The sequence below is a fragment of the Microbacterium sp. NPDC090003 genome (assembly GCF_044748385.1).
Lineage (GTDB): Bacteria > Actinomycetota > Actinomycetes > Actinomycetales > Microbacteriaceae > Microbacterium.
This window is the reverse complement of sequence record NZ_JBIVFW010000001.1, coordinates 1,139,449-1,164,726: the sequence shown is the minus strand read 5'-3', so window position 1 is coordinate 1,164,726 and position 25,278 is coordinate 1,139,449. Positions and strand designations below refer to the sequence as shown.

Here is a 25,278-nt window from a genome sequence, read left to right as displayed (position 1 = left end):
GCGCTCGGACGGCCCGCGGGTCCGTGTCAACGCTGAGGCGTGTTCACCGCTGAGCCGGCCACGCCAGAGGCAGCAGGTGCTCCACACTGAGGGGAGCGAGGGGGAGCGCCGGCACGTCGTCGGGCGTGATCCAGCGCAGCTCTTCGAGCTCGGCCTGCACGCTCACCTCGCGCGGGTCGATCGTCGTGCGGAACGCGTCGGCGACCACCCGGTGGCCCGGTTCGTTCGCCGCCGCCGAGACGAACCGCCCGAGGGGTTCGATCGCGCTCTCGTCGAGCTCGAGTCCGAGCTCCTCGTGCAGTTCGCGCAGCAGCGTCTGCGCGGGCGTCTCGCCGTGCTCGGGCTTGCCACCGGGCTGCATGAAGCGCGTGGTGCCGCGCTTGCGCACGACGAGAACGCGCCCGGCGCCGTCGTCGATGATCGCCGCGCTCACGTGGATGTCAGGCATCGGGGGCGAACACCTTTCCGGGGTTGAGGATGCCGAGCGGGTCGAACACCCGCGCGATCTGCCGCTGCAGCTCCCACTGGTCTTCGCCGAGCTCCTCGGCGAGCCAGCGGCGCTTGAGGGTGCCGATCCCGTGCTCACCGGTCAGCGTTCCTCCGAGGGCGATCGCCGCGCGGAAAAGGTCATCCGCCGCCTGCCACACGTGCGCGGGCGTCTCGGCACCCGCGAAAAGGAAGTTGGGGTGCAGGTTGCCGTCTCCCGCATGTGCAACGGTGGGGATCGTGAGCCCGTACTGCCGCTCGATGCGCGCGATCTCGTCGAACATGGCCGGCATCGCACTGCGCGGCACCGAGACGTCTTCGATGAGGGCGGTGCCCAGCGATGCCATCGCCTGGTGCATCGACCGGCGGATCGCCAGCAGGCGCTCGCCCTCGACGGGATCGTGCGTCAGAGCGACCGTGCCGTCGTGCGCGCTCAGGATCCCGGCGATCGCCTCGGCCTCCTCCTCGGAGGCGGGGCCGTCGGTCTGGATGGTGAGCTGCGCGGCGCCCGGCGTGGGGGCGGGGAGATCGAGGACGGTGTGCACGGCGGCGAGGCTCGCGGCATCCATCAGTTCCATGATCGCGGGCTGTGCGCCGGAAGCGGTCACGGCGGCAGAGGCGGTCGCGGCGCGGCGGACGTCGGGGAACGTCGCGGCGATCGTGCAGACCGTACCGACCACGCGGCGGCGCAGTTTGAGCGTGGCGCCGACGACCACGCCGAGCGTGCCCTCCGAGCCGATCACGAGCGAGGTCAGGTCGAGACCGGTGACGCCCTTCACGCTGCGGTGGCCGAGATGCAGCAGACGGCCGTCGGCCAGGACGAGGTCGACTCCCAGCACGGCATCGCGCACCACACCGTACTTGGCGCACAGTAGACCGCCCGCGCCGGTGGCGATGTTGCCGCCGACCGTCGAGATCTCGCGACTCGCGGGATCGGGGGCCCACCACACGCCGTGCTCGGCGAGCAGACGGTTGAGATCGGCGTTCAGGATGCCGGGTTCGACCACGGCGAGAAGGTCGTCGGGGCGCACCTCGAGCACCGCGGTCATGCGGGCGGTGGAGAGGACGATCTCCCCGTCGCCGGCGTTCGCGGCTCCGGCGAGGCCGGTGCCGGCGCCCCGCACGACGACGGGGGTGCGCGTGGCGGTCGCGATGCGCATCGTCTCCTGCACGTGCGCGACCGTCTCGGCGTGGACGATGGCGAGGGGGCGCCCCTCGGCGGCGTGGCCGGAGCGGTCGGCTCTGGCCTCCTCGAGCGCAGCCGTGCCCGTGTCGACGAGATCGCCGAGGGCCGCTGTCAGCTGCGCGACGACGCTCATCCGAGTGCGCGTCGTCCGCTGATGAGACCGGTGACGATCGCGACGAGGGCGAAGGCCGAACCGATCAGTGCCTGATCCATCGACCACCAGGCGATCGTGACGCCCACGTAGATGAGCAACTCGACCGCGGCGCGCAGGAACGGGTGCACCCGCAACACGGGGCGCGGTGAGAGGAACAGGGCCCAGACGAGGATCACGACGACCGGGGCGCCGATGCCGACCACGATGCTCCAGGGGAGATCCCAGGTCGCGAAGCCCCAGAGGGCGAGTGAGGCGACGGCCACCACCAGCACCACGGCACGGATGACGTCGATGACCGTGATGACGGGGCGCTCGACGCCGGGTACGGGGGTGGGATCCTGGGGCATGGATCCAGTCTATTCGGCGGGAACCGGCTCCTCGTCCGGTACCACGACGACCTCGGGGGTCACCGCGGTGTCGACCCGGGCATCCGTCTCGGCGGGGGCGGTCTCCGGTGCCGGCTCTTCCTCGGCGGGAGCCGGCGCGGTGACTTCGGCGGGAGCCGGCGCGGTGACTTCGGCGGGAGCCTCTTCGGGCGCGGGAGCCTCCGCCGGGACGGACTCCTCGGGGGACGTCTCCGTCTCATCGACCGGACCGCCGTCATCGACAAGACCGCACGGCACTTCCCAGGGACTGATCAGAGAGCTCAGGGGCACCGGTGTCGACCGCTCGTCGCTCTCCACCCTCGTTCCGTTCGCGTCGACGTAGTACACGAGGGAGACGCTGCCCAAGAACATCTGAGCGAGGTCCGGTCGCAGCTCCACGGTCCCGGTGCCCTGAGCGTCGAGCGCACCCGGACTCGTTCCACCGGTGTCGCCGCTGAGATACGGCTGCACGTTGGCGCCTGGTGCTCCCTCGATCCGGAGCGTGTACACGGTGATCTCGATGATCTGTCCGTCGTCCGGCGGCAGGCAGCTTACCGAGGCGCCCGTGACCGTCGGGGTGCCGGAGGGCAGGGCGACGGGGTCCGTCGGAGTGGGAGTCGGAGTGGGAGTGGGAGTGGGAGTGGGAGTGGGAGTGGGAGTGGGAGTCGGAGTGGGCTCGGGATCCGTGTCGACCCCGGAGTCGGGCGACGGCCGCGTCGGAGTCGTGGCGACGGGCGCCACCGGGACGTCCGTGCCGGTGTCGGTATCCGTCTCGTCGTCGGCCACCGGGGGAACGGTTTCGTCCTTCGGCTTCTCGACGGGCTCGTCGAGTTCGTCGTCCACGGGTTCGGTGCTCATCGACGCGTCGGGCCCTATGTCCGAGGAGATCGACGACGAATCGGAGTCGCCGGCACTCGGCAGTGACGTCGACGGGTTCGCCCCGGCCAGGCCGGGGATGATCGTCGCCGCGGCGACGACACCGGCCACCACGAGAGCGGCCGAACCGGCGCCGACGAGGGCGCCCATGCCCGACAGCATCCCGCCGGATGCTCCGCCCGAACCGCCGGCGCCACCGCCGGCCGACCCGCCGGCACCACCGCCGGCCGACCCGCCTGCTCCGCCGGCTCCCGCGCCGCCGGCGGTCGTTCCCGCCGCGAGGGCGCTGGATCCGCCGTCGCCGGCGACCACGCCGCCGGGGATGCCGGAGGGCATGGCCGCGAGAGCGACGATCGGTGCGCCGCCGCCCTGCAGGGTCGCCAGGTACCCCGCGGCGCCCGTGACGCCGAGCACGAGGGGGAGCAGCACGAGTGCGAGGCGCTTGGAGACGTCCTTCGCCTCGGCGGCCACGATCATGCAGCGGGCGCACTCGTCGAGGTGCGCCTCGATGCGACGGTGGTCACGTGATCCGAGGTTGCCGCGCGAGTAGGCACCGAGGTGCTCGATCGTCCACTGGCACTCCGAGCCGGGGGCCGAGCTGCGCAGGTGCGCCTGGATCCACGCCTCGCGCAGACCCTCGCGCGCGCGGAATGCGAGTTGCGACACGGCTCCCGACTTCATGCCGAGGAGCGGCGCGACCTCGTTCGGACGCATCTGCTCGATCTCGGTGTACCAGAGCACTTCCTGCCAGCGCGTGGGGAGGCTGCGGAACGCCTGCGCGGTGAGGCTGCGATCGAGGGCGTCGTTCGAGGCCTGGTCGGTGCTGTCGGGGTCGGCGACCGTGTCGAGCTCGTCCATCGCGTCTTCGCGACGCGAGCGCCCCCAGGCGGCGGCCGTGTTGCGGATGCTGGTGAAGAGGTAGGCGCGGAACGAGCCGTTGGGCCCTCCGCCCTTCACGATCGCCTGGTAGATGCGGGTGTACGACTCCTGCACGAGGTCGTCGGGATCGATCGACGAGGTGACCGAGCGCGCGACCGCGATCCCCGAGGGGTAGTGACGACGCCAGAGTTCTCCGAACGCCCCCGTGTCACCCGAGCGGGTGCGGAGGATGAGGTCTGCGTCGGCGATCGTGTCGTCGATGTGAGGAGTGTTCTCTTCGTGCACTGTGATCCCTCGGTCGTGGGGCACGGGTGTGTGCCTTCACAGAGTGAGACGCGCGATGGGCCGGATCATCACGCGAGTTCTCCATTCTCTCTCGGAACTCGCGTGAGGGCCAGCCCTCGAACAACTCCGCGGTGGAAAAAGTTTGCAGGAGAAAAGCCAGGTCAGAGGTGATTACTTGCGAGCTTCAAAACTTTCTTCAGATTTTTTCCCCGGTTCGCGTAATGAATCGGGCCGCACGTCGTCTCATCTGTAGAGACAGCCACGACGAACTCCACCGGGGGGCGGGGTTCGGGCTCCGATGCAGGGGGTTCACGCATCGGTCGGGCGGGTCGAGAGCCTCGGGGGAGGAGTTCTCGGCCCCCCTCTCTACGTGGGGGAACCCGAGGGTGCCGATCCGGGGGGATCGGCACCCTCCACTCCCTCCGAGCGAAGGACCTAGGCCCTGCGGGGCCGCTCCCCGACCCACACGCGCGCGACGCGCAGTTCTGCATCGAGCAGCACGGCATCGCCCACCATTCCGGTGCGCAGCGCGCCGAGCTCCGAGGCGAAGCCCACGGCCCCGGCCGGCGTCTCGGTGAGCGCACGCACCACGTCGGCGAGTGCGACGCCCGCGGCGACCGCGCGCCGCAGAGCCTCGTCCTGGGTGAGCGTCGAGCCGGCGATCGCCCCCGTCTCGACGGTGCGGGCGATGCCGCTCTCGACCGTCACGCTCACGGCGCCCAGGTCGTAGTGGCCGTCCGCGCTCCCTGCGGCCGCCATGGCGTCCGTGATCAGGGCCACACGCGCAGGGGCGGCGTCGAACACGAGCTTGACCACGCGCGGGTCGAGGTGCACGTCGTCGGCGATCGCCTCGAGAACCACGCGGTGATCCGCCGCAGCGGCGAGCACGGGTCCCGGAGCGCGGTGGTGGATGCCGGGCATCGCATTGAACGCATGGGTGAGGATCGACGCCCCCGCCTCGAACGCGGCGACCGCCATGTCGGCATCCGCATCGGTGTGGCCGACGGCCGCTGCCGTGCCGGCTGCGACGATCCGGCGGACCGCATCGAGCCCGCCGGGAAGCTCCGGGGCGATCGTGATCTGACGGATCGTTCCCCGACCCGCGGTGAGCAGCCGGTCGACGTCGTCGGGCAGCGGTTCGCGCAGAAGCGACGGGTCGTGGGCGCCGTGGTGCCCCGGATCGAGGAACGGCCCCTCGAGGTGCGAGCCGAGGATGTCGGCATCCGTCTGCATGAGGTCGGCGATCAGTGCGGCCCCGCGTGCGAGCTCGTCGAGCGGAGCCGTCACCAGCGACACCACGGCGCGGGTCGTGCCGTGCGAGCGATGCAGATCGCGCGCGATCCGGATGGAGTCGACGCCGTCGTCGAACGACGCGCCGGCGCCGCCGTGCCCGTGCATGTCGACGAAGCCGGGCGTGAGAAGCGCTCCGGGGCCGGCGACGGATGCCGCGTCGACGACCTCGTCTGCGGGTGCCCAGTCGGCGCCCGTTCCGCGCGAGGCCACCCGGCCGCCGTCGAAGCGCACCCAGGCGTCCTCGACGATCTCGCCACGGTCCACGACGCGCGCGGAGTGGACGATCAGGCTTCCCGTGGCTGCGGGGTGGACGCTCATCGATCGCTCCAGGGGATGTCTGCGGTGGGGTGGAATCGGGTGCCCTCAGCCTTCCACAGCGGCGCCAGGGCACCGAGCCGCTCGCGGAACGACGACCAGTCGCGCCCCTCGCCGTGCTGCGGCGACCACGCGATCTCGGCCTCCGCGGCGGCGCGCGGGAAGACGAGCGACTCGACATCGTCGATCGTGCGCGTGGTCTCGGACCACAGCGGCGCCTCGGTGCCGAGGATCGCCGCGTCGGGCACGTCGAGCACGGCGGTGGGCTCCCACTCGTAGGCGGTTCGCACATCGATCACGCCGGCCCAGGTGAGGCCGAGCGGGAAGTCCTCGTCGTACTTCATGTCGAGGTAGGTGGCATCCGCGGCCGACATGATCAGCGCTCCGCCGCGCTCCACGAAGTGCGCGGCCTCGGCGGCGTGCGAACCCGTGGGCGCCTTCATGCCCCAGTACTGCCCGATCGTGCCCTCGGCGATGCCGGTGGCGGCGCCCATCTCGTGCCAGGCGACGGGGATCTTCCCGGCGTCCACGACGATCTGCGTCGCGCGCTCGGCGAAGTGGTCGAAGTCCTCCTGCGACGTGCCCAGCGACTCGTCGCCGCCGATGTGGAGGTAGGGCCCCGGGGTCATCTCGGCGAGCTCGCGCACGACGTCGCGCACGAAATCGTAGGTGCGCTCCTCGCGGATGCGCACGCTCGAATGACCGACGCCCCAGCCGAGGTACGTCTCGCCGGCGACGGGCAAGGGCTGCCCCAGGGTCTCGGACTGCGCGACGAGGGCGTCGTTCAGCACCGGCTCCTCGACGAGCTCGGGGTAGGCGACGCCGACCGCGTGGGTGTGGCCCGGCAGATCGATCTCGGGGATCAGCACCATGTGCCGCGACGCCGCGTGGGCGACGATCTCGCGATAGTCGTCCTTCGTGTAGAAACCGCCGCGGTCGCCTCCGGCCGACGTCGCCGACGACCGCTCGGTGAGCAGCGGCCAGGAGTCGATGTGCACCCGCCAGCCCTGATCGTCGGTGAGGTGCAGGTGCAGGCGATTGAACTTGAGTGCGCTGGTGGCGTCGATGAACCGTTTCACCTCGGCGACGTCGAAGAAGTGGCGCGCGACGTCGAGCATCACGCCGCGGTGCGTGAAGCGCGGAGCGTCGTCGATCTCGACGTGCGGGATGCTCCAGCCCCCGTCGTCGTCGCGCAGCAGTTGCAGCAGGGTCTGCACGCCGTAGAACAGTCCGGCCTCGTCGGCGCCGATGATCTCGGCGTGTCTGCCGACCGACAGACGGTAGCCCTCGGATGCCGCGGCGTCGGCGTCGAGGCGCAGCACGATGTCCCCGGGGGCGGCGACCTGATCCGGCTCATCGGTGGAGGCGAGGAGAGGGGTGCCGCGTCGAGCGGCCGCGGCGGTCAGGACGTCGATCGCGGGGGAGGAGCCGTGCACGCGCGTCGTCGCGGTGATCGGCATCCGTCCCTCGTGCACGACGGCAGCGGCGGGCACCGGAACGAGCGGAAGCTGAAGTGTAAAGACCATGAACAAACCCTAGCCGCGCGGCGGGGAGTCGACCAGGGGGAATCCGCTATGCTCGTTCTGTCGCGACTGGCGTCTGGGTGGGGTACCACCGGGGAGCGACCGACCACGGAATTCGACCGCGCGCCTGGGCCGATGAGAACACCCTTCGAATCCGTCGTCAGAGGAGCCCGTCATCATGACCGACCGTTACTTCAACGCCCCGCTCGCCGAGGTCGATCCCGAGATCGCCGAAGTGCTCGACCGCGAGCTGAAGCGTCAGCAGACCTTCCTCGAGATGATCGCGTCCGAGAACTTCGTACCCGTCTCGGTGCTGCAGTCGCAGGGCTCCGTGCTCACGAACAAGTACGCCGAGGGCTACCCCGGCCGTCGCTACTACGGTGGCTGCGAAGAGGTCGACGTCGCCGAGGAGCTCGCGATCTCGCGTGCGAAGAGCCTGTTCGGTGCCGAGTACGCGAACGTCCAGCCGCACTCCGGCGCCTCGGCCAACGCCGCCGTGCTGCATGCGATCGCCCGCCCCGGCGACACGCTGCTCGGCCTCTCGCTCGACCAGGGCGGCCACCTCACTCACGGCATGAAGATCAACTTCTCGGGCCGTCTCTACGACATCGTCGCCTACGGTGTGAACCCCGAGACCTCGGTGATCGACATGGACGAGGTGCGTCGTCTCGCGATCGAGCACAAGCCGAAGGTCATCATCGCCGGCTGGTCGGCCTACCCCCGCACGCTCGACTTCGCGGCGTTCCGTGCGATCGCCGACGAGGTCGGCGCACTGCTCTGGGTCGACATGGCGCACTTCGCCGGTCTCGTCGCCGCGGGCCTGCACCCCAACCCGGTGCCCCACGCCCACGTCGTCTCGTCGACCGTGCACAAGACGATCGGCGGGCCCCGCTCGGGCTTCATCCTCACGAACGACGCCGACATCGCCAAGAAGATCAACACGGCGGTGTTCCCCGGCCAGCAGGGCGGCCCGCTCATGCACGTGATCGCCGCCAAGGCGACCGCGTTCAAGCTCGCCGCGACCCCCGAGTTCGCCGAGCGTCAGCAGCGCGTGCTGCGCGGCGCCTCGCTGATCGCCGAGCGCCTCTCGCAGCAGGACGTGAAGGATGCCGGCATCGCCGTGCGCTCCGGTGGCACCGATGTGCATCTCGTTCTGGTCGACCTGCGTGACGCCGAGATCGACGGCAAGCAGGCCGAAGACCTGCTGCACGACATCCACATCACGGTCAACCGCAACGCCGTGCCGAACGACCCGCGTCCGCCCATGGTCACCTCGGGTCTGCGTATCGGCACCCCGGCGCTCGCCACCCGCGGGTTCGGCGACACGGAGTTCACCGAGGTCGCCGACATCATCGCGCTGGCGCTGCAGCCGGGTGCCGACGTCGAGGCTCTCCGCGCCCGCGTCGACGCGCTCGCCGCCGGCTTCCCGCTCTACCCGGACCTGCAGCAGTGACCGCGGTCGTCCTCGACGGCAAGGCGGCATCTGCCCAGATCAAGGCCGAGCTGACCGAGCGCGTCGCCGCGCTGCGCGCCCGCGGGATCACCCCGGGCATCGCCACGGTGCTCGTCGGCGCCGACCCCGCGTCGCAGCTGTACGTGGGCATGAAGCACCGGCAGTCCGAGGCGATCGGGATGAATTCGATCCAGCGCGAGCTGCCGGCCGATGCCACGCAGCAGGACGTCGAGGCGCTGATCGACGAGCTCAACGCCGACCCCGACTGCCACGGCTACATCGTGCAGCTGCCGCTGCCGAAGCACCTCGACACCGATGCGATCCTCGAGCGGATCGACCCGGCGAAGGATGCCGACGGCCTGCACCCGACGAACCTGGGTCGCCTGGTGCTCAACGTCAACAGCCCGATCCACACGCCGCTGCCGTGCACGCCGCGCGGTGTGATCGAGCTGCTGCTGCGCAATGACTACGACCTGAAGGGCAAGCACGTCGTGGTCGTCGGCCGCGGCGTCACGATCGGCCGATCGATCGGGCTGCTGCTCACGCGCCGCGACATCAATGCCACGGTCACGCTCACGCACACGGGCACGGTCGACATGCCGCGCTACCTCCGCGAGGCCGACGTGATCGTCGCCGCCGCGGGCGTCGCGCACCTCATCCGTGCCGAGGACGTCAAGCCCGGCGCGGCCGTGCTCGATGTGGGTGTGACCCGCACGACCGACCCCGAGACGGGTAAGAGCGTCGTCTCCGGCGACGTGCACCCCGACGTGGCCGAGGTCGCGGGCTTCATCTCGCCGAACCCGGGCGGCGTCGGACCGATGACCGTCGCGCTGCTCATGACGAATGTCGTCGAGGCGGCGGAGCGGCTGGTCTAGTCCGTTCGACGACATCTCGCAGAACGGCAGAACCTCGCAGCCGATCCCCGGATCCGCTGCGAGGTTCTGCGTATCCGCGAGGGGCTGCCGTCAGCGCCGGCGCACGCGTGCGTGCACGGTGTCGTAGACCTCGGCGGCCTTCGCCTGCAGCTTGTCGTCGATCTGGTCGTAGATCATCCACCCGACGAGCAGCAGGAGCGGCGGGATCACGTAGCCCCAGAACCCGCGCGCATCGACCCCGCTCAGCCACACCGTGAGCGCCCAGACGATCAACTCGACGAGGTACACGAGCAAGTACTGGACGACCTTCTCGCCGACCTTCGTGCGATCGGCGGCCGACTTCGCGGCCGAACGTCGGAAGGCGGCTGCGAGCGTCGGCTTCACGAACAGCGCGGCGAGGGTGAGGATGATCGCCGCCCAGAGGGCGTGCCATCCCACTGAGACGCCACGCAGCAGCAGTCCGATCAGGAGCAGGACCACCACGTTGAACACGTAGAGCGACCCGAACCGCACGATTGCCTTCTTCATGGGATCAGAATCCCACAGCGCGTGCGGAGAGCGCATCCCCGGCGCGACCGGGGAGGGTGTCAGCGCTGGCCGCCGAGCGAGCTCTGCAGGTTCGAGATGCGGGCGTGCTCGTCGAAGCTGAAGGTGGCGGAACCGGTCGCGTCGACGACGGTCGCCCCTGAGAACGCCTCGTCGGTCCAGGTCAGGGTCCAGCCGGCGAGGCGGGCGAGATCCCACACCGAGGTGCGTGCGTCGGACAGGGCGACGCTCGCGAGCATGCGTGGCATCACGATCATGGCGTCGGCCACGGTGAGCGGCGGCAGCGGAGCATCGAGCAGGAAGACGGCGCGGGTGCCGCCTCCGACGGGGGCCGAGTAGTAGGGGGAGCGGCCGGTGAGCTCCACGGCGACGCCGCCGACGGTGTGCGCGGCCGCGGCGATCCAGTCCTCGTCGCCCGAGGCATCCGCGGGGAAGGGGACCTCGGCGGAGGTGAGCTCGGCGATGCCGTGTTCCTCGCCGTAGCCGCGCAGCTGCGCGGCGACACCCTGCGGGTCGCCCTGCGGGTGCGCCCATGCCCAGAGCATCGAGCGCGGTCCCGGAGCGATCGTGGCGATCAGGTGCGCACGCGTGGCGAGCTGACGCGAGGGGTCGGCGTTCGCCGTGAAGGTGAGGGTGCCCGCCGTCATGTCGGCGTCCCAGCGATGCTCGCCCAGAGCATCGGCGGCGGCCGAGAGCTGGTCCTGGCGGATCACGGAGTAGAGGGCGGCACGATCGGCGAGAGGCTGGAGCGCAGCGAAGGTCATGCCAACAGTTTCGTGGCTGAGCCTATGAATCCGCCACTCAGTAGCTCTGTTTCTCCCCGCGGGTCCGAGCGTCAGGACCGTCCGAGGCGATGAACCGCGCGGCGAGAGCCTCGGATGCCCGCGCGAGCAGCGCCACATCGGCACCGACCGCCACGAAGTCGGCGCCGGCGGCGAGGTACGCCTCCGCTGCGACCGGGTCGAAGGCGTTCACCCCGACGGGCGTTCCCGCCGCCTTCGCCGCGGCAAACACGCGCTCGACCGCGGCCACGACATCCGGATGGGTCTGCTGACCCAGCAGGCCCATCGAGGCCGAGAGGTCGGACGGGCCGACGAACACGGCGTCCACCCCGTCGACGGCCGCGATCTCGGCCGCGGCCTCGACACCGGCGGTCGTCTCGATCTGCACCGTCAGCGACGTGTGCCGGGCCGATTCGCGCAGGTAGTCGTCGATACGGTTCCAGCGCGCGCTACGGGCCAGCGCGCTGCCCACACCGCGCACGCCGTGCGGCGGATAGCGGGTGGCGGAGACCGCGGCGCGCGCCTCCTCGGCGGACGACACCATCGGCACGATCACGTTCTGCGCGCCGAGATCGAGGATCTGCTTGAGGGCCACGACATCGTTGGCCGGTGCGCGCACGACCGGTGCCACCGGATACGCGGCGACCGCCTGCAGCTGCAGGAGCACCGACTCGAGCGTGTTGGCGGAGTGCTCCATGTCGATGAGCAGCCAGTCCAGGCCGGAGCCGGCGGCGACCTCGGCGAGCAGCGGGCTGCCGGAGCACACCCACATGCCGACGAGCGGACGATCGGATGCCGCGAGTCGGTCGCGGAAGCTCGGGTCTAGACGAAGCGGCATGCGATCGTTCCCATCGGTCCGTAGTCGCACAGCACCTCGTCGCCGCGCGACACCCACATCGGGCGTGTGAACGATCCTGCCAGGATGATCTCGCCGGCTTCGAGCCGCGCGCCGTGCTGGGCGAACTTGTTGGCGAGCCAGGCGACGCCGGTCGCCGGGTGGCCGAGGACTCCCGCTGCGACCCCCGTCTCCTCGATCTCGCCGTTGCGGGAGAGCACGCCGGGCACCCAGCGCAGATCGATCTCGTCGGGCCGCTTGCGCACCGAGCCGAGCACCATCGCCCCGTAGGCGGCGTTGTCGCTGATCGTGTCGACGATCGTGCGGCCCTCGAGCTCGATGTGCGAGTTCAGCACCTCGAGTGCGGGGACCGCGTAGTCGATCGCCGCGAGCGCGTCGTCGAGCGTGCAGTCGGGGCCTTCGAGCGGATGTCTCAGAACGAACGCGAGCTCGACCTCGATGCGCACGTTCGAGAAGTGGTCGACCGGAATCTCGGCGCCGGATTCGTAGACGGTGTCGTCGAACATCACCCCGTAGTCGGGTTCGGTGATGCCCGTGGCCTGCTGCATCGCCTTGGAGGTCAGCCCGATCTTGCGACCGACGAGCGTGCGGCCCGCGGCGAGCTGCGTATCGCGCCACACGCCCTGGATCGCGTAGGAGTCCTCGATGGTGGCCCCGGGCCAGCGCGCCGTGATCCGTGGGATCACCGTGTGCTCCCGATCGGCCTCGGCCAATTCCGCGGCGATCTGCGCGATCACCTCTGCTGACAGCATCCGCATCTCCTACAGCTGGTGGCCGAGCTTGTACTCGCCCTGCTTGTACTCGGGCATCGAGCTCTCGCCCTCGTCCGGGCGCGTGTACGAGAAGCCGTCGGCGCCGATCGTCACGGCCATCTCGGAGCTGTCGGTGCGGGGGATCACGGGCTGCGGATTGCCATCGAGGTCGAGCACGAGCGAGGCCTCGGTGTACCAGGAGGGCACGACCGGGTTGCCCCACCAGTCGCGGCGCTGGTTGTCGTGCACATCCCACGTGATGACGGGGTTGTCGGGGTCGCCGGTGTAGTAGTCCTGCGTGTAGATCTCGACGCGGTGACCGTCGGGGTCGCGCAGGTAGAGGTAGAACGCGTTCGAGACGCCGTGGCGGCCGGGGCCGCGCTCGATCGCGTCGGAGCGGCGGAGGGCGCCGAGCTTGTCGCAGATCGCGAGGATGTTGTGCTTCTCGTGCGTGGCGAAGGCGACGTGGTGCATGCGCGGTCCGTCTCCGCCGGTCGCTGCGGTGTCGTGCACGGTGGGCTTGCGGCGCATCCACGCGGCGTACACGGTGCCCTCGTCATCCTGGATGTCCTCCGTGACGCGGAAGCCGAGGTCCTGGTAGTGCCGCACCGCCCGGGGCACGTCGGGGGTGACCTGGTTGAAATGGTCGAGGCGCACGAGCTCGCCCGGGGTGTGCAGGTCGTAGCGCCACGACAGGCGCTCGACGTGCGTGGTCTCGAAGAAGAACTCGTAGGGGAAGCCGAGCGGGTCGACCACGCGCACCGAGTCGCCGATGCCCTCTACGAAACCGTTCGGCTCGCGGCGCACGTCGCAGCCGAGCTCGGTGTAGAAGGCGACAGCGCGGTCGAGATCCTCCGCTGCGCGCACGCGGTACGAGAACGCGGCGACGGCGGCGATCGGGCCCTGGCGCAACACGAGGTTGTGGTGGATGAACTCCTCGGTCGAGCGCAGGTAGATCGCGTTCTCGTCCTCGGCGGTCACGTAGAGCCCGAGCACGTCGACGTAGAACTGGCGCGAGGCGGCGAGATCGGTGACCACGAGCTCCATGTAGGCGCAGCGCAGGATGTCGGGCGGCGTGCTGGTCGGTGTCGCGACCGGGTTGTCGGAGTGGATCGGTGCCTCCTGCGACACGTAGTAGCCGGAGGAGGTGAGCGTTTTCTGCGTCTTGTCGGTCATGTCAGCGTCCTTGCTGTCGATTCCTGCGTGACAGGAGGGGGTCAGTTCTTGCCGAAGGTGGGGTTGTGGGCGCCGCCGAGCGTGATGTGCACGCTCTGCTGGTCGGTGTAGAAGTCGATCGAGCGGTAGCCGCCCTCGTGGCCCAGACCCGAGGCCTTCACCCCGCCGAAGGGGGTGCGGAGGTCGCGCACGTTGTTGCTGTTCAGCCACACCATGCCGGCCTCGACCGACTGCGCGAAGTTGTGGGCGCGCTTCAGATCGTTGGTCCAGATGTAGGCGGCGAGGCCGTACTTCGTGTCGTTCGCGAGCGCGAGCGCCTCGTCGTCGGAGTCGAAGGGGGTGATCGCGACGACAGGGCCGAAGATCTCCTCCTGGAAGATCCGCGCGTCGGGGGCGACATCGGCGAAGACGGTCGGTGCGACGAAGTTGCCCTCGTCGAATCCCTCGGGGCGTCCGCCGCCGGCGACGAGGCGGCCCTCGCTCTTGCCGATCTCGACGTAGCTCATCACCTTGTCGTAGTGCTCGGGGTGCACGAGCGCGCCGACCTCGGTCGTCGGGTCGTGCGGGTAGCCGACCTTCACACGCTTCGCCTGCGCGGCATAGCGTTCGACGAATTCCTCATAGATCGAGCGATCGACGAGGATGCGCGATCCGGCGGTGCAGCGCTCGCCGTTGAGCGAGAAGACGCCGAAGATCGTCGCGTCCACCGCGGCCTCGAGATCGGCGTCGGCGAAGACCACGGCGGGCGACTTGCCACCGAGCTCCATCGACAGGCCCTTCAGGAAGGGGGCGGCGTTGCCGAAGATGATCTGCCCGGTGCGGCTTTCGCCCGTGAACGAGATGAGGGGGACCTCCGGATGCTTCACCAGGGCGTCTCCGGCATCCTCACCGAGTCCGTTGACGAGGTTGAAGACGCCCTGCGGCAAGCCGGCCTCCTCGAAGATTCCGGCCCAGAGCGACGCCGACAGGGGGGTGAACTCGGCGGGCTTGAGCACCACCGTGTTGCCGGTCGCGAGCGCGGGGCCGAGCTTCCACGACTCGAGCATGAAGGGCGTGTTCCACGGCGTGATGAGTCCCGCGACGCCGATCGGCTTGCGGTTGACGTAGTTCATCTGCCGACCGGGCACCTTGAAGGCGTCGTCGGACTGCGCGACGATCAGGTCGGCGAAGAAGCGGAAGTTCTCGGCCGCGCGACGGGCCTGACCCAGCGCCTGCGTGATCGGGAGACCCGAGTCGTAGGACTCCAGTTCGGCGAGGCGGGCATCACGCGACTCGACGATGTCGGCGATGCGGTGCAGCACGCGCGAGCGCTCGCGCGGGAGCATCCGCGGCCAGGGGCCCTCGTCGAAGGCGCGCTTCGCCGCAGCGACGGCGCGCTCGATGTCGGCTTTCTTGCCCGCGGATGCCGTCGTGTAGGTCTTGTTCGTGACGGGGTCGAGCACGTCGAAGGTGTCGCCGTCGACCGAGTCGACGAAGGCTCCGTCGATGTAGTGCTGGATGTGGTCGGGCAGGTCGGCGGGGATGCGCGGATCGGTCATGACGGGTCTCCGGTCGTCGGGGTGGTACGGCTGTGCAGTGCGTCGAGGAACGCGTCCATCGTGCGCCAGCGGTGATTGCGGGCGGCGAGTTCGATCTCGAGCGGATCGGCGCCCGCTCGGATGAGGTCGAGGATCTGGGTGTGCTCCTCGACGGAATGCTGGGCTCGGCCGGGGATCGACGCGAAGGTCGAATCGCGGATGCCGGAGAGCCGCGACCACCCGCGATGGACGAGGTCGAGCAGATCCGGGTTCGGGCATGGCTCGAACAGCACGGAGTGGAACTGCCGGTTGAGCTCGGTGAACGCGTGGGCGTCGAGGTGGTCGAGCATCCGGGCCATGCGCTCGTTGATGCGGGCCGCCTCGTCGAGGGCATCATCGTCGAGCAGCGGGGCGGAGAGGGCGGTCGCCGATCCCTCGACGATGCCCAGAGTCTGCATCGTGTGGGCGTACTCGCTCTCGTCGACGAGGGTGACGCGGGCACCGACGTTGCGCTCGAAGGTGACGAGCCCTTCGGCCTCGAGGCGACGGATGGCTTCACGCACGGGCACGACGCTCATCTTCAGATCGTCGGCGATCGAGCCGAGCACCAGGCGGTAGCCCGGGCTGAACATGTGGCCGGTGATGCGCGAGCGGATCCACTCGTACGCGACCTCGGACTTGCTGGCAGTGGTCGTCGTCATGCGTTCGTACCCGATTCGTCCTGCGCCTTCGTGGCGATCTCGGCTTCGTAGCGGGCGCGCCATTCGGCGTTCAGGGGGAACAGTCCGTCGACGGGATGCCCCGCCTCGACCTGCGTCGCGATCCACGCATCCTCGTGCTCCTGCGCGATCGCGGCATCCGCGATCTCCTCGGCGAGGGCGGGCGGGATCACGATCACGCCGTCGCCATCGCCCACGACGATGTCACCGGACTGCACGGTCGCCCCGCCGCAGGCGATCGTGACGTCGACTTCCCAGGGCACGTGTCGGCGACCGAGCACCGAGGGGTGGGCGCCCTGCGAGAACACGGGGAGCCCGATGCCGGCGACCTGCTCGAAGTCGCGCACGCCGCCGTCGGTGACGACGCCGGCCGCCCCTCGGGTGCGGGCTCGCAGGGCGAGGATATCGCCGAGCGTGCCGGTCGTGGAGTCGCCGCGAGCCTCGATCACGATGACCTCCCCCTCCTCGACGGCGTCGAACGCGCGCTTCTGGGCGTTGTAGCCGCCGCCGTGGCTCGCGAAGAGGTCTTCGCGGAAGGGGACGAAGCGCAGCGTCTTCGCGGTGCCCACGATCTTCGATCCCGAGATGTTCGCGGTGACGCCATCGATGAAGCACGAGTGGTGGCCGCGCTTGCGCAGCTGGGCCGAGAGCCCGGCGGTCGGGGCTTCGATGAGCTTCGCGCGAAGGGCGGGGGAGAGGGCGGAGGACGTCTCGACGGGCTCAGCGACCTTGTTCCGGGACGACTCACCGTCCTGGGGTCGTGAGCCTGTCGAAGGGTCCGCCACGAGGCCGGCGGCCTCGGCGGAGCCCCAGGCCTCGGTGCGTTGCAGGTCGTCGACGGAGGGGAGTGACCCGATCGTCTCGTCGAACGGGACATCGCCCTGCGTGACGGTCGTGACGAGTCGGCCCGAACTCGGGGAGCCGGGGGCGTCGGGGGCATCCACCTCGATCTCGACCACATCGCCGGGGACGATGACGGACGACCCGGCCGGGGTCCCGGTGAGGATGACGTCACCGGGCTCGAGCGTGAAGTGCTGCGACAGGTCGGCGACGAGCTGTGCGAGCGGGAAGATCAGCCCGGCGGTGGTGTCGTCCTGTCGGAGCTCGCCGTTGACCCAGGCGCGCACGCGTAGCGCCGTCGGGTCGACCGTGCGGGCATCGATGAGGTGCGGTCCGAGGGGCGTGTAGCCGTCGCCGCCCTTCGAGCGCACGTTCGATCCCTTGTCGTTCGCTCGCAGGTCGTAGAGGCCGAGGTCGTTCGACGCCGTGACCCCGGCGACGTGGGCCCAGGCATCCGCCAGCGCCACCCGCCGGGCGGGCGTGCCGATGACGAGCGCGATCTCGCCCTCGAACGCCAGCAGCTCGGTGCCCGCGGGGCGCTCGACCGTGCCGCCCGAGACCCCGACGGAGCTCGACGGCTTGAAGAAGTACGAGGGGGCGGCGGGGCGACGGCCGCGCTGATCGGCGCGGGAGGCATAGCTCAGATGGATCGCGATGATCTTGCCGGGGCGGGCGATGGGATCCGTCACGGGGCGCCTCCTCGCGCTTCGGGATGTCGGGACGCTGCTCGTGCATCGTGCATCGTGCATCGTGCATCGTGCATCGTGCATCGTGCTTGTGCGTCGTATCCGAAATCATATATCATCGCTTCCACCCCCGGCAAGCACCTCCGACCGAGACTCGGATGCACGCCGTGACAATGCAGTCACGAACAAAGGAGACACCGCATGAGCGGTCAGTCACAGGCGGGATTCACCCCCACCGGAACCATCGCGACGGCGGCCGACCGTCGCCGTGTCGTCTTCGCCACGGTGGTCGGGACCACCGTCGAGTGGTACGACTTCTTCATCTACGCCACGGCCGTCGGACTCGTGTTCGGGCAGCTGTTCTTCGCGCCGCTCGGCGCCGACAGCGCTCTCATCGCGTTCGCGACGGTCGGTGTGAGCTTCCTCTTCCGCCCGCTCGGAGCGTTCCTCGCCGGCCATTACGGTGACAAGCTCGGACGCAAGACCGTGCTCATGTGGACGCTGATCCTCATGGGTCTCGCGACCGCGCTGATCGGTCTGCTGCCGACCTACGAGACGATCGGGATCGCCGCTCCGGTGCTGCTCGTTCTGCTGCGCATCCTGCAGGGCATCTCGGCCGGCGGCGAGTGGGGCGGCGCGGTGCTCATGGCCGTCGAGCACGCCCCCCGCACCAAGCGCGGTATCTTCGGTGCCTCCCCCCAGATCGGCGTGCCGCTCGGGCTGCTGCTGGCCTCGGGCGTCATGGCGCTCATGACGGTGATCGCACCGGGCGACCAGTTCCTCGCATGGGGCTGGCGCGTGCCGTTCCTGCTCAGCGTCGTGCTGATCCTCGTCGGCTACTACGTGCGTCGCCGCGTCGAGGAGAGCCCGGTCTTCGCCGAACTCGCGGAGCGCAAGGAGAAGGCGAAGATGCCGATCGTGCAGCTGTTCCGCAAGCACGCGCTGCTGGTGGTCATCGCCGCGCTCGTGTTCGCGGGCAACAACGCCGTCGGTTACATGACCACGGGCGGCTACATCCAGGGGTACACCACCAACCCCGAGGGCCCGATCGGGCTCGAGCGCGGTCCGGTGCTGTGGGCCGTCGCCGGATCGGCGGTCACCTGGCTGATCAGCACGCTCGTCGCGGGGTGGATCTGCGACCGCATCGGCCGCCGCACGACGTACATCATCGGCTGGGTGCTGCAGCTCGGCGGCGTGTTCGCGCTGTTCCCGCTCGTGAACACCGGAGAGATCGGGCTCGTCTTCGCCGGCCTCGCGATCCTGACGATCGGCCTCGGCTTCACGTACGGCCCGCAGGCGGCGCTGTACACCGAGCTGTTCCCGGCCAGCATCCGTTTCTCGGGCGTCTCAATCTCGTACGCGATCGGTGCCATCGCCGGAGGCGCGTTCGCCCCGACCATCGCGACGGCCATCGTCGCGGCGACCGGATCGACGCAAGCCGTCACCTGGTACCTCGCCGGCATGACCGTTCTCGGACTCATCGCGACGCTGCTGCTGCGTGACCGTTCGGGCATTCCGCTGGGCCCGGATCACGAGGAGGAGCAGGCCGTGAGCCCGATCCACGGACTCGCCCGGGCCTGATCGGCGCTCTGTCCCATCGCACTTTCCGTCGGCCCGGTGCGCTCGGACCGACGGAGAGTGCGACGGGAGCGCAGAAGCCGCGCACAATGAGAGAAGTTCGGAAGGAATCGACGACGATGCAGTTCCACCACCACGGCTATGTGTCCGGAGATCCACGCGTGCAGGATGCCGAGGGCACGGGTATCGAGCGGCCCGACGACCTGCCCGACGAGGTCGACGTGCTCATCGTCGGCTCGGGGCCGGCGGGAATGCTCCTCGCGGCGCAGATGGCACAGTACCCGGGCGTGACGACCCGCATCATCGAGAAGCGCGACGGACGGCTCGTGCTGGGCCAGGCCGACGGCATCCAGCCGCGCAGCGTCGAGACCTTCCAAGCCTTCGGGTTCGCGGAGCGCATCACCGCCGAGGCCTACAACATCGGCTGGATGAACTTCTGGGGGCCCGATCCCGATGACCCCGCCGGGATCGTGCGCACGGCGCGCACCGCCGACTACGCCTACGACATCTGCGAGTTCCCGCACCTGATCGTCAACCAGGCGCGTGTGCTCGACTACTTCGCCGAGGCGGCCGCCGACGGGCCCGCACGCATCGCGCCCGATTACGGCGTCGCGTTCGAGGGACTGACCGTGCACGACCAGGGCGAGTACCCGGTCGAGGTGCGCGTGCAGTACGTCGCCGGAGCGCGGGCGGGGGAGGAACGGATCGTCCGGGCGAAGTACGTCGTCGGCTGCGACGGAGCCCGCAGCCGCGTACGGGAGGCGATCGGTCGCCGGCACGTGGGTGACGTCGCCGCGCACGCCTGGGGCGTCATGGACGTGCTGGTGAACACCGACTTCCCCGATTGGCGCACCAAGTGCGCGATCAACTCGCGGGCGGGGAACATCCTCCACATTCCGCGGGAGGGCGGCTATCTCAGCCGCATGTACATCGACCTCGGCGAGGTCGCCGACGACGACGACCACCGGGTGCGGCAGACGCCGATCGAGGAGATCATCCGTCGGGCGAACGCGATCCTGCACCCGTACACGCTCGACGTGCGCGAGGTGGCGTGGCACAGCGTCTACGAGGTCGGCCATCGCGTGACCGACGGATTCGACGACGCCCCCGAGGATTCCGGGCGCTCGCCGCGGGTGTTCCTGACCGGCGACGCCTGTCACACGCACAGCGCCAAGGCCGGGCAGGGCATGAACGTCTCGATGCAGGACGGGTTCAACCTCGGATGGAAGCTCGGCTCGGTGCTCACCGGCCGCGCACCCGAGGCGTTGCTCGCGACGTACGGCGCCGAGCGGCGGCCCGTCGCACAGCAGCTCATCGATTTCGATCGCGAGTGGTCGAGCCTCATGGCGCGCAAGCCCGAGGAGATCTCCGACCCGCAGGAACTCGCGACGTACTACCTCGCGACGGCCGAGTTCCCATCGGGGTTCATGACGCAGTATTCGGCGTCGATGATCACCGGGGCGGATGCGCATCAGGGGCTGGCCACCGGCTTCCCGCTCGGGAAGCGCTTCAGGTCTGCGGAGGTCGTGCGCGTGGGTGACGGAAACGTGGTGCACCTCGGGCACCACGCGCGCGCCGACGGGCGGTGGCGCGTCTACGTATTCGGGGACCGCGGCGGTGACGGCTTGCGCGACTGGGCTGCTGCGGCGACGCCGGTGTTCGAGCGATTCACACCCGCGGATGCCGATGCGGATGCCGTGTTCGATGTGAAGGCCGTGTATCAGCAGCCCTTCGAGGATGTCGAGGTGACGACGTCGCCCGCGCTGTTCCAGCCGCGGACCGGGCCTCTCGGCCTCATCGACTGGGAGAAGGTGTACGCGGCGGGGCCCAGCAAGTGGACCGACGTCGACATCTTCGCCGAGCGCGGGCTGTCGCGCGACGGCGTCGTCGTGGTGGTGCGGCCCGACCAGTACGTCGCCGCGATCCTTCCATTGCACGGGGAGGGCGTGCGGGAGCTGGGGGAGTTCCTCGCCGAGGGGATGCTGCCGGCGCGGTGAGGCGGACCTGGGGGCGGTTAGGCAGGTCTGGGGCCGTGAGGCAGGTCTGGGGCCGTGAGGCAGGTCTGGAGCGGTGAGGCAGGTCTGGAGAATGTCGGTGGCGCGGCCTACCGTGGACGCGGGAGGGCGATGAGGCCCGCCGTGACCTGAGGAGTGGCGTGATGGACTGGAAGATCGAACTCATCTTCGTGCCGGTGTCGGATGTCGACCGGGCGAAGGACTTCTACGTGAAGATCGGCTTCCATGCCGACCACGATCAGACCCCGACCGAGGGGCTGCGGTTCGTGCAGATGACTCCGCCGGGCTCGGCGTGCTCGATCGCGTTCGGCACCGGTCTGGGCCTCGATCTCGAACCGGGTCGGCAGAACACGATCCAGGTCGTCGTTCCGGATGCCGACGAGGCTCTCGCGCACCTGCGCGGCCTCGGGGTCGATGCCCGCGGCGTCGAGGATCTCGACTGGGGTCGCTTCGTGTCGTTCGACGACCCCGACGGGAACACCTGGACGCTGCAGGAGCTGCCCGACTACGGCGCGCAGGTCTGAGGGGAGCGGTCAGGCTTCTTCCGCGACGATCTCGACTTTGAAGCCGGCGGCGTTCTCCAGCCATCCGGCGTAGTGGTCGGGGCCACCGGCATGGGGATAGCGCTCGTGATAGAGCGGCCGCCAGCCGTTCTCTGCGGCGGCTGCCATGATCCCGTCGACGGTCGCTTCGTCGCCGCCGTGGAAGGCGAGGTGGTTGACGCCGGGACGACGGCGGTCATGGCCTCGATCATCGACGTGCGGAGGCGTCGTGATCGTGAGGTACGGCCCGCTTTCGGCAGTCCAGGTCTGGCCCTCTGCCCACTCCTGCCGCAGCGAGTACCCCAGCTGCGGGAGGAGCCACCCCCAGTCGCGGCGAGCGGATTCGGGGTCGGCGACCCACACTTCGACGTGGTGGAGACCGGGCATGTCATCGATTCTGGCAGGGGCTGGGCAGGGGCTGGGGCTGGGGTTGGGGCTGGGCTGGACCGGGTAGGGCTGGGCTGGGCTGGGTTGGGGCTGGAGGTTGGGGCAGGGGTTGACGTGCGTCAAGACGACGCGGGGGTGTTCAGTCCTGGCAGGCTCGTGCTCTTTCTTGGGTGGCCCGTCGCCGGGCGCCCCACGGTGTTCATGCGCGGATCGGTGGTCTGGTTCGCTGTCTCGCCGCGGGGGTGGTTGTGGCTGCGACTGTGGCTGTGGTGATGGTGGTGGGTGTGGGGTGGCGTGTGGTGGTGCGTGTGGTGGGTCGGGCGGCGGGTTGGGGTGTGCGCCATTTCTGGTGGGGGTCCCACCAGGCGGGTCCGCGGACGTGGGGGACGCCGTGGTGCATGCGGATGGTCCAGCCGTTGGTGTCGAGGGTGCGGTGGTGGTGCCAGCAGAGGGTGACGCCGTTGTCGGTGGTGGTGGGTCCGCCGTGGGAGTGTTCGGTGACGTGGTGGATCTCGCACCAGGTTGCGGGGACGTGGCAGCCGGGGATGAGGCATTCTTTGTCGCGGAGGGCGATCGCGCGGCGTTGGTGGGCGGTGAAGATCCGGTCGGTGGTGTCGATCCCGATGATGCGCCCGCCCGGGTCGGAGGTGACGCGTTGGATACTGCCCCCGCACGCGGTGTGCCGGGCAGTCGCAAGAGACACCGGGGCGTCGTCGATGCCGTCGACGTGCGCCCACCCCCGCCCGGACGCATAATCCTCCGCAGTCACGGACACGACGAGGGTGGGGGCGGCACCACCGAGGGTGGGCATGTCGCCGTGGCGGGCGGCGATGCCGAGGACGGCGGCGAGGGCGTCGTGCTGCTTCTGCGCCCGGGTGCGGTCATCGACCAGCCCGCCCGCATCACCGGAGGGCAGGACGTCATCGGTGAAGAGGGGGACGTCGGCGTCGAGATGACGAGGCGAGGCCGCGAGTGAGGTGTCATCGGTGTCGCCGAGCGGGCTGTTTTCGGTTTCGCCGAGCGGGGTGTCGTACCGCGCGCCGGGCGCGGTGTCGTCGATGGACGGCATGAAGCGCACCCCGCTCCCGACCGCTGACATGTCCGGCGCTGCCGGTATGGGTGGTCCGTCGACTTTCGGATTCAGGTACGCGTCCCAGATGCGTTGCAACTGCCCCGCCGTCTCGGGCAGCAAAGACCCACGGATCGGGATCACCCCGTCTTTGGCCCGCCCGAGGACGATCCCGCGAGCACGCATCGCCCGCTCCTCCGCGGGTTCCGCGCCGTCCGGGTCGAGATACGTCACGATCACCCGCGACAACAGCTTCAAGTCCTCCGGGGTCGCCGGCGGGCCCGACTCAAGCCGACGATCCTCATCGCCGTCCGCGTCCACGTCCTCGTCGCCATCACCGTCCGCGTCCACCGCGACGAGCCCTCGCGCGTAGTCGGCCAGCTCGGTATCGGCGCGCAGCCGGTCCGCCGCGCCGATCCTGACGCCGGCCTGCTCCACGGGCCCGGTCGCGGCCAGCAGTCCCGCGACCCCGACCGCACCGTCCACTAGGGCGTCACGCAACGCCGGCCACCGGGCGGGCAGCGTCGCTCCCGAGGAGTAGTCGAGCTCCTGTCGGATGATCTTCCCGGCTTTCACGACCCGTGCCGCGCCGGCCGCGTCCGTGCGCAGCACCCGCTGGACGAGCTCGTTCATGCTCCGGCATCCGAACCTCCCGCAGAACGCCAGCTCCCCCGACCCCGCCGGGCGCTGATCCACCGACCCGACCGTCTCCACCACCACCGCATCCACCCGCCGGGCGACCTCCCCGGCGGCCCTCAACACCTGCATCTTCTCCGCATCCGACAACCCCGCCACGACGTCCGCGCGCAACACCACAGCCAGGTCACGGGCGACCCGATCCAGATACTCGGCGGTGCTGTTCATGCGTCCCAGTCCACCAGGGGCCACCGACATTCAGACGCGAAAACCCCAGACCAACGAACATATCCACGTGATCGGTGGAGAACTCGCAACCACACCACACCGGTGCAGAACGAGTGCACACGCGGCGGGACCCTTCGACACGCTCAGGGACCCAGTCGCGGGACGGGGTAGGACCCTTCGACAGGCTCAGGGACCCAGCCGCCTGCGCGAGTCCGGGGCCCTTCGACAGGCTCAGGTACCCAGCAGCCTGCGCGAGCACGGGCCCTCCGACGGGCTCAGGGACCCAACGTCACCACCCGCGGCCCTTCGTCTCGCTCCGCTCGCTCAGGAGTCGAGAGCGCGGATCGCGAAGGCACCGCCCGCGACGACGATGCCTCCCGACTCGGGAATCGTGACGATCAGCTCACTCGGGCGCCCGACGTGCGCGCCCTGGCGGATCCGAATCGTCGCTCCCGCGTGTCCGTGCGCGCGCAGGTACGCGCCGGTCGACGCGGCGGCGGAGCCCGTCGCCGGATCCTCGGTGATGCGTCCGACCGGGAAGAGATTGCGAGCCTCGAACTCGGTGGAATCGTGCGCATGCAGCACCGTCACCGTTCCGAGCCAGCCCTGCGCCCGCATCAGATCGGCAACATCGGAGGGCCGGAAGCGGAACTGATGGAACAGTTCCCGGTCGGCGACGACGACGATCGGATGCCAGTTACCGGCGAACGACTCCTGCACGGGAAATCGCGGATCGATGTCGGCCACGGTGAGACCCAGCAGGTCCAGCAACCGGTCGCGCACCGTCGGGTCGAGCTCACGCACCTGCGGCTCGACGCTCGTGAACGAGACGGTGATCGCGCCCGTGGCATCCGACGCCGACTCCAGGGCCACCGGTCCCGCCGCCGTCTCGAACACCACCGTTCCCTCCCCGTCGCGTTCGGCGAGGGCGACCGCCGTCGCCACCGTGGCATGACCGCAGAACGGCACTTCGGCGCCCGGTGAGAAATACCGCACACGGTGGTGCGGCACGCCGTCGACCTCGGAACGCCCCGTCAGGAACGCGGTCTCGGAGTATCCGACCTCGGCGGCGATCCGCAGCATCCGCTCGTCGTCGAGGCCTTCGGCGTCGAGCACCACGCCCGCGGGATTTCCTCCGTCGGGCGATGCGGCGAACGCGCTGTAGCGCAGGATCTCGGGGCTCTCGGGCATGATTCGGAGCATAACGGACTGAGCTTGACGGACTGAGCGTGACAGTCGGGCCTCACGGACGGCGCCGC

The 25,278-nt window shown here is 69.8% G+C and carries 22 protein-coding genes and 1 riboswitch; of the genes, 5 read left to right on the top strand and 17 right to left on the bottom strand.

Translation table 11 applies throughout. From position 1 onward, the window contains the following. Window positions 1-43: 43 nt before the first annotated feature. From ACIPVN_RS05685 to ACIPVN_RS05660, 6 genes are all read right to left on the bottom strand, one after another. Entirely contained in the window at window positions 44-448 is a 405-nt protein-coding gene (locus ACIPVN_RS05685) for an NUDIX domain-containing protein (protein WP_400440617.1), read from the bottom strand. Continuing rightward, on the bottom strand, window positions 441-1,805 hold the full coding sequence (locus tag ACIPVN_RS05680; protein ID WP_400440615.1) for an FAD-binding oxidoreductase: 1,365 nt from the start codon (window positions 1,803-1,805) through the stop codon (window positions 441-443). The genes ACIPVN_RS05685 and ACIPVN_RS05680 overlap by 8 nt, the downstream gene beginning before the upstream one ends. Then, window positions 1,802-2,173: a YrdB family protein gene (locus tag ACIPVN_RS05675; RefSeq protein WP_400440612.1), complete on the bottom strand. Its 372-nt coding sequence runs from the start codon at window positions 2,171-2,173 to the stop codon at window positions 1,802-1,804. Before ACIPVN_RS05675 ends, ACIPVN_RS05680 begins: the two co-directional genes overlap by 4 nt. 9 nt (window positions 2,174-2,182) lie before the next feature. Next, on the bottom strand, window positions 2,183-4,231 hold the full coding sequence (locus ACIPVN_RS05670) for a sigma-70 family RNA polymerase sigma factor (RefSeq protein WP_400440609.1): 2,049 nt from the start codon (window positions 4,229-4,231) through the stop codon (window positions 2,183-2,185). A gap of 435 nt (window positions 4,232-4,666) precedes the next feature. After that, window positions 4,667-5,842: an N-acetylglucosamine-6-phosphate deacetylase gene (nagA, locus tag ACIPVN_RS05665; protein WP_400440606.1), complete on the bottom strand. Its 1,176-nt coding sequence runs from the start codon at window positions 5,840-5,842 to the stop codon at window positions 4,667-4,669. Next, window positions 5,839-7,365 carry a family 20 glycosylhydrolase gene (locus ACIPVN_RS05660; RefSeq protein WP_400440603.1) on the bottom strand — a complete coding sequence of 509 codons (1,527 nt, stop codon included), beginning with the start codon at window positions 7,363-7,365 and terminating at the stop codon, window positions 5,839-5,841. The genes nagA and ACIPVN_RS05660 overlap by 4 nt, the downstream gene beginning before the upstream one ends. Window positions 7,366-7,417: 52 nt before the next feature. Beyond that, a riboswitch (ZMP/ZTP riboswitch) is annotated at window positions 7,418-7,502 on the top strand. 38 nt (window positions 7,503-7,540) lie between these two features. On the opposite strand from ACIPVN_RS05660, the gene glyA reads away from it, so the two are divergent. Both glyA and ACIPVN_RS05650 read left to right on the top strand, forming a co-directional pair. Then, complete coding sequence (glyA, locus tag ACIPVN_RS05655) at window positions 7,541-8,815, top strand: serine hydroxymethyltransferase (RefSeq protein ID WP_400440600.1); 1,275 nt, start codon at window positions 7,541-7,543, stop codon at window positions 8,813-8,815. Then, window positions 8,812-9,690 (top strand): bifunctional methylenetetrahydrofolate dehydrogenase/methenyltetrahydrofolate cyclohydrolase, encoded by an 879-nt coding sequence (locus ACIPVN_RS05650; protein WP_400440597.1) that lies wholly within the window; start codon window positions 8,812-8,814, stop codon window positions 9,688-9,690. The genes glyA and ACIPVN_RS05650 overlap by 4 nt, the downstream gene beginning before the upstream one ends. A gap of 90 nt (window positions 9,691-9,780) precedes the next feature. Here ACIPVN_RS05650 and ACIPVN_RS05645 read toward each other — a convergent pair whose 3' ends face one another. Genes ACIPVN_RS05645 through ACIPVN_RS05610 form a run of 8 tightly spaced genes read right to left on the bottom strand, consistent with a single transcriptional unit; the run spans window position 9,781 to window position 17,567 of the window. Further along, window positions 9,781-10,218, bottom strand: coding sequence for a hypothetical protein (locus ACIPVN_RS05645; RefSeq protein WP_400440594.1), 438 nt, complete (start codon window positions 10,216-10,218; stop codon window positions 9,781-9,783). 59 nt (window positions 10,219-10,277) lie between these two features. Continuing rightward, the gene (locus ACIPVN_RS05640; protein ID WP_400440591.1) at window positions 10,278-11,000 is read right to left on the bottom strand and encodes a DUF6882 domain-containing protein; all 723 of its coding nucleotides are present in this window, start codon (window positions 10,998-11,000) and stop codon (window positions 10,278-10,280) included. Between the two features lie 37 nt (window positions 11,001-11,037). Further along, a complete protein-coding gene (locus ACIPVN_RS05635; protein WP_400440589.1) occupies window positions 11,038-11,856 on the bottom strand; it encodes an HpcH/HpaI aldolase/citrate lyase family protein in 819 nt (272 codons plus the stop codon). Next, window positions 11,841-12,626, bottom strand: a complete 786-nt coding sequence (locus tag ACIPVN_RS05630; protein WP_400440586.1) for a fumarylacetoacetate hydrolase family protein — start codon at window positions 12,624-12,626, stop codon at window positions 11,841-11,843. The genes ACIPVN_RS05635 and ACIPVN_RS05630 overlap by 16 nt, the downstream gene beginning before the upstream one ends. Window positions 12,627-12,635: 9 nt before the next feature. Beyond that, on the bottom strand, window positions 12,636-13,802 hold the full coding sequence (hpaD, locus tag ACIPVN_RS05625) for a 3,4-dihydroxyphenylacetate 2,3-dioxygenase (protein WP_400440584.1): 1,167 nt from the start codon (window positions 13,800-13,802) through the stop codon (window positions 12,636-12,638). 41 nt (window positions 13,803-13,843) lie between these two features. Further along, window positions 13,844-15,340, bottom strand: coding sequence for a 5-carboxymethyl-2-hydroxymuconate semialdehyde dehydrogenase (gene hpaE, locus ACIPVN_RS05620; protein WP_400440581.1), 1,497 nt, complete (start codon window positions 15,338-15,340; stop codon window positions 13,844-13,846). Then, window positions 15,337-16,020 (bottom strand): GntR family transcriptional regulator, encoded by a 684-nt coding sequence (locus tag ACIPVN_RS05615; RefSeq protein WP_400440578.1) that lies wholly within the window; start codon window positions 16,018-16,020, stop codon window positions 15,337-15,339. Before ACIPVN_RS05615 ends, hpaE begins: the two co-directional genes overlap by 4 nt. After that, the gene (locus ACIPVN_RS05610; protein WP_400440575.1) at window positions 16,017-17,567 is read right to left on the bottom strand and encodes a fumarylacetoacetate hydrolase family protein; all 1,551 of its coding nucleotides are present in this window, start codon (window positions 17,565-17,567) and stop codon (window positions 16,017-16,019) included. The genes ACIPVN_RS05615 and ACIPVN_RS05610 overlap by 4 nt, the downstream gene beginning before the upstream one ends. 198 nt (window positions 17,568-17,765) lie before the next feature. Here ACIPVN_RS05610 and ACIPVN_RS05605 point away from each other — a divergent pair, with 198 nt between their 5' ends. From ACIPVN_RS05605 to ACIPVN_RS05595, 3 genes are all read left to right on the top strand, one after another. After that, window positions 17,766-19,145, top strand: a complete 1,380-nt coding sequence (locus ACIPVN_RS05605; RefSeq protein WP_400440572.1) for an MFS transporter — start codon at window positions 17,766-17,768, stop codon at window positions 19,143-19,145. 116 nt (window positions 19,146-19,261) lie between these two features. Beyond that, window positions 19,262-21,139 carry an FAD-dependent monooxygenase gene (locus ACIPVN_RS05600; protein ID WP_400440569.1) on the top strand — a complete coding sequence of 626 codons (1,878 nt, stop codon included), beginning with the start codon at window positions 19,262-19,264 and terminating at the stop codon, window positions 21,137-21,139. 161 nt (window positions 21,140-21,300) lie between these two features. Beyond that, window positions 21,301-21,681, top strand: a complete 381-nt coding sequence (locus tag ACIPVN_RS05595; RefSeq protein WP_400440566.1) for a VOC family protein — start codon at window positions 21,301-21,303, stop codon at window positions 21,679-21,681. Between the two features lie 9 nt (window positions 21,682-21,690). Here ACIPVN_RS05595 and ACIPVN_RS05590 read toward each other — a convergent pair whose 3' ends face one another. From ACIPVN_RS05590 to ACIPVN_RS05580, 3 genes are all read right to left on the bottom strand, one after another. Further along, window positions 21,691-22,086, bottom strand: a complete 396-nt coding sequence (locus ACIPVN_RS05590; protein WP_400440564.1) for a VOC family protein — start codon at window positions 22,084-22,086, stop codon at window positions 21,691-21,693. A gap of 199 nt (window positions 22,087-22,285) precedes the next feature. Next, window positions 22,286-24,019 carry a DUF222 domain-containing protein gene (locus tag ACIPVN_RS05585; RefSeq protein ID WP_400440561.1) on the bottom strand — a complete coding sequence of 578 codons (1,734 nt, stop codon included), beginning with the start codon at window positions 24,017-24,019 and terminating at the stop codon, window positions 22,286-22,288. Window positions 24,020-24,343: 324 nt separating this feature from the next. After that, window positions 24,344-25,210 carry a PhzF family phenazine biosynthesis protein gene (locus tag ACIPVN_RS05580; RefSeq protein ID WP_400440559.1) on the bottom strand — a complete coding sequence of 289 codons (867 nt, stop codon included), beginning with the start codon at window positions 25,208-25,210 and terminating at the stop codon, window positions 24,344-24,346. Window positions 25,211-25,278 lie beyond the last annotated feature (68 nt).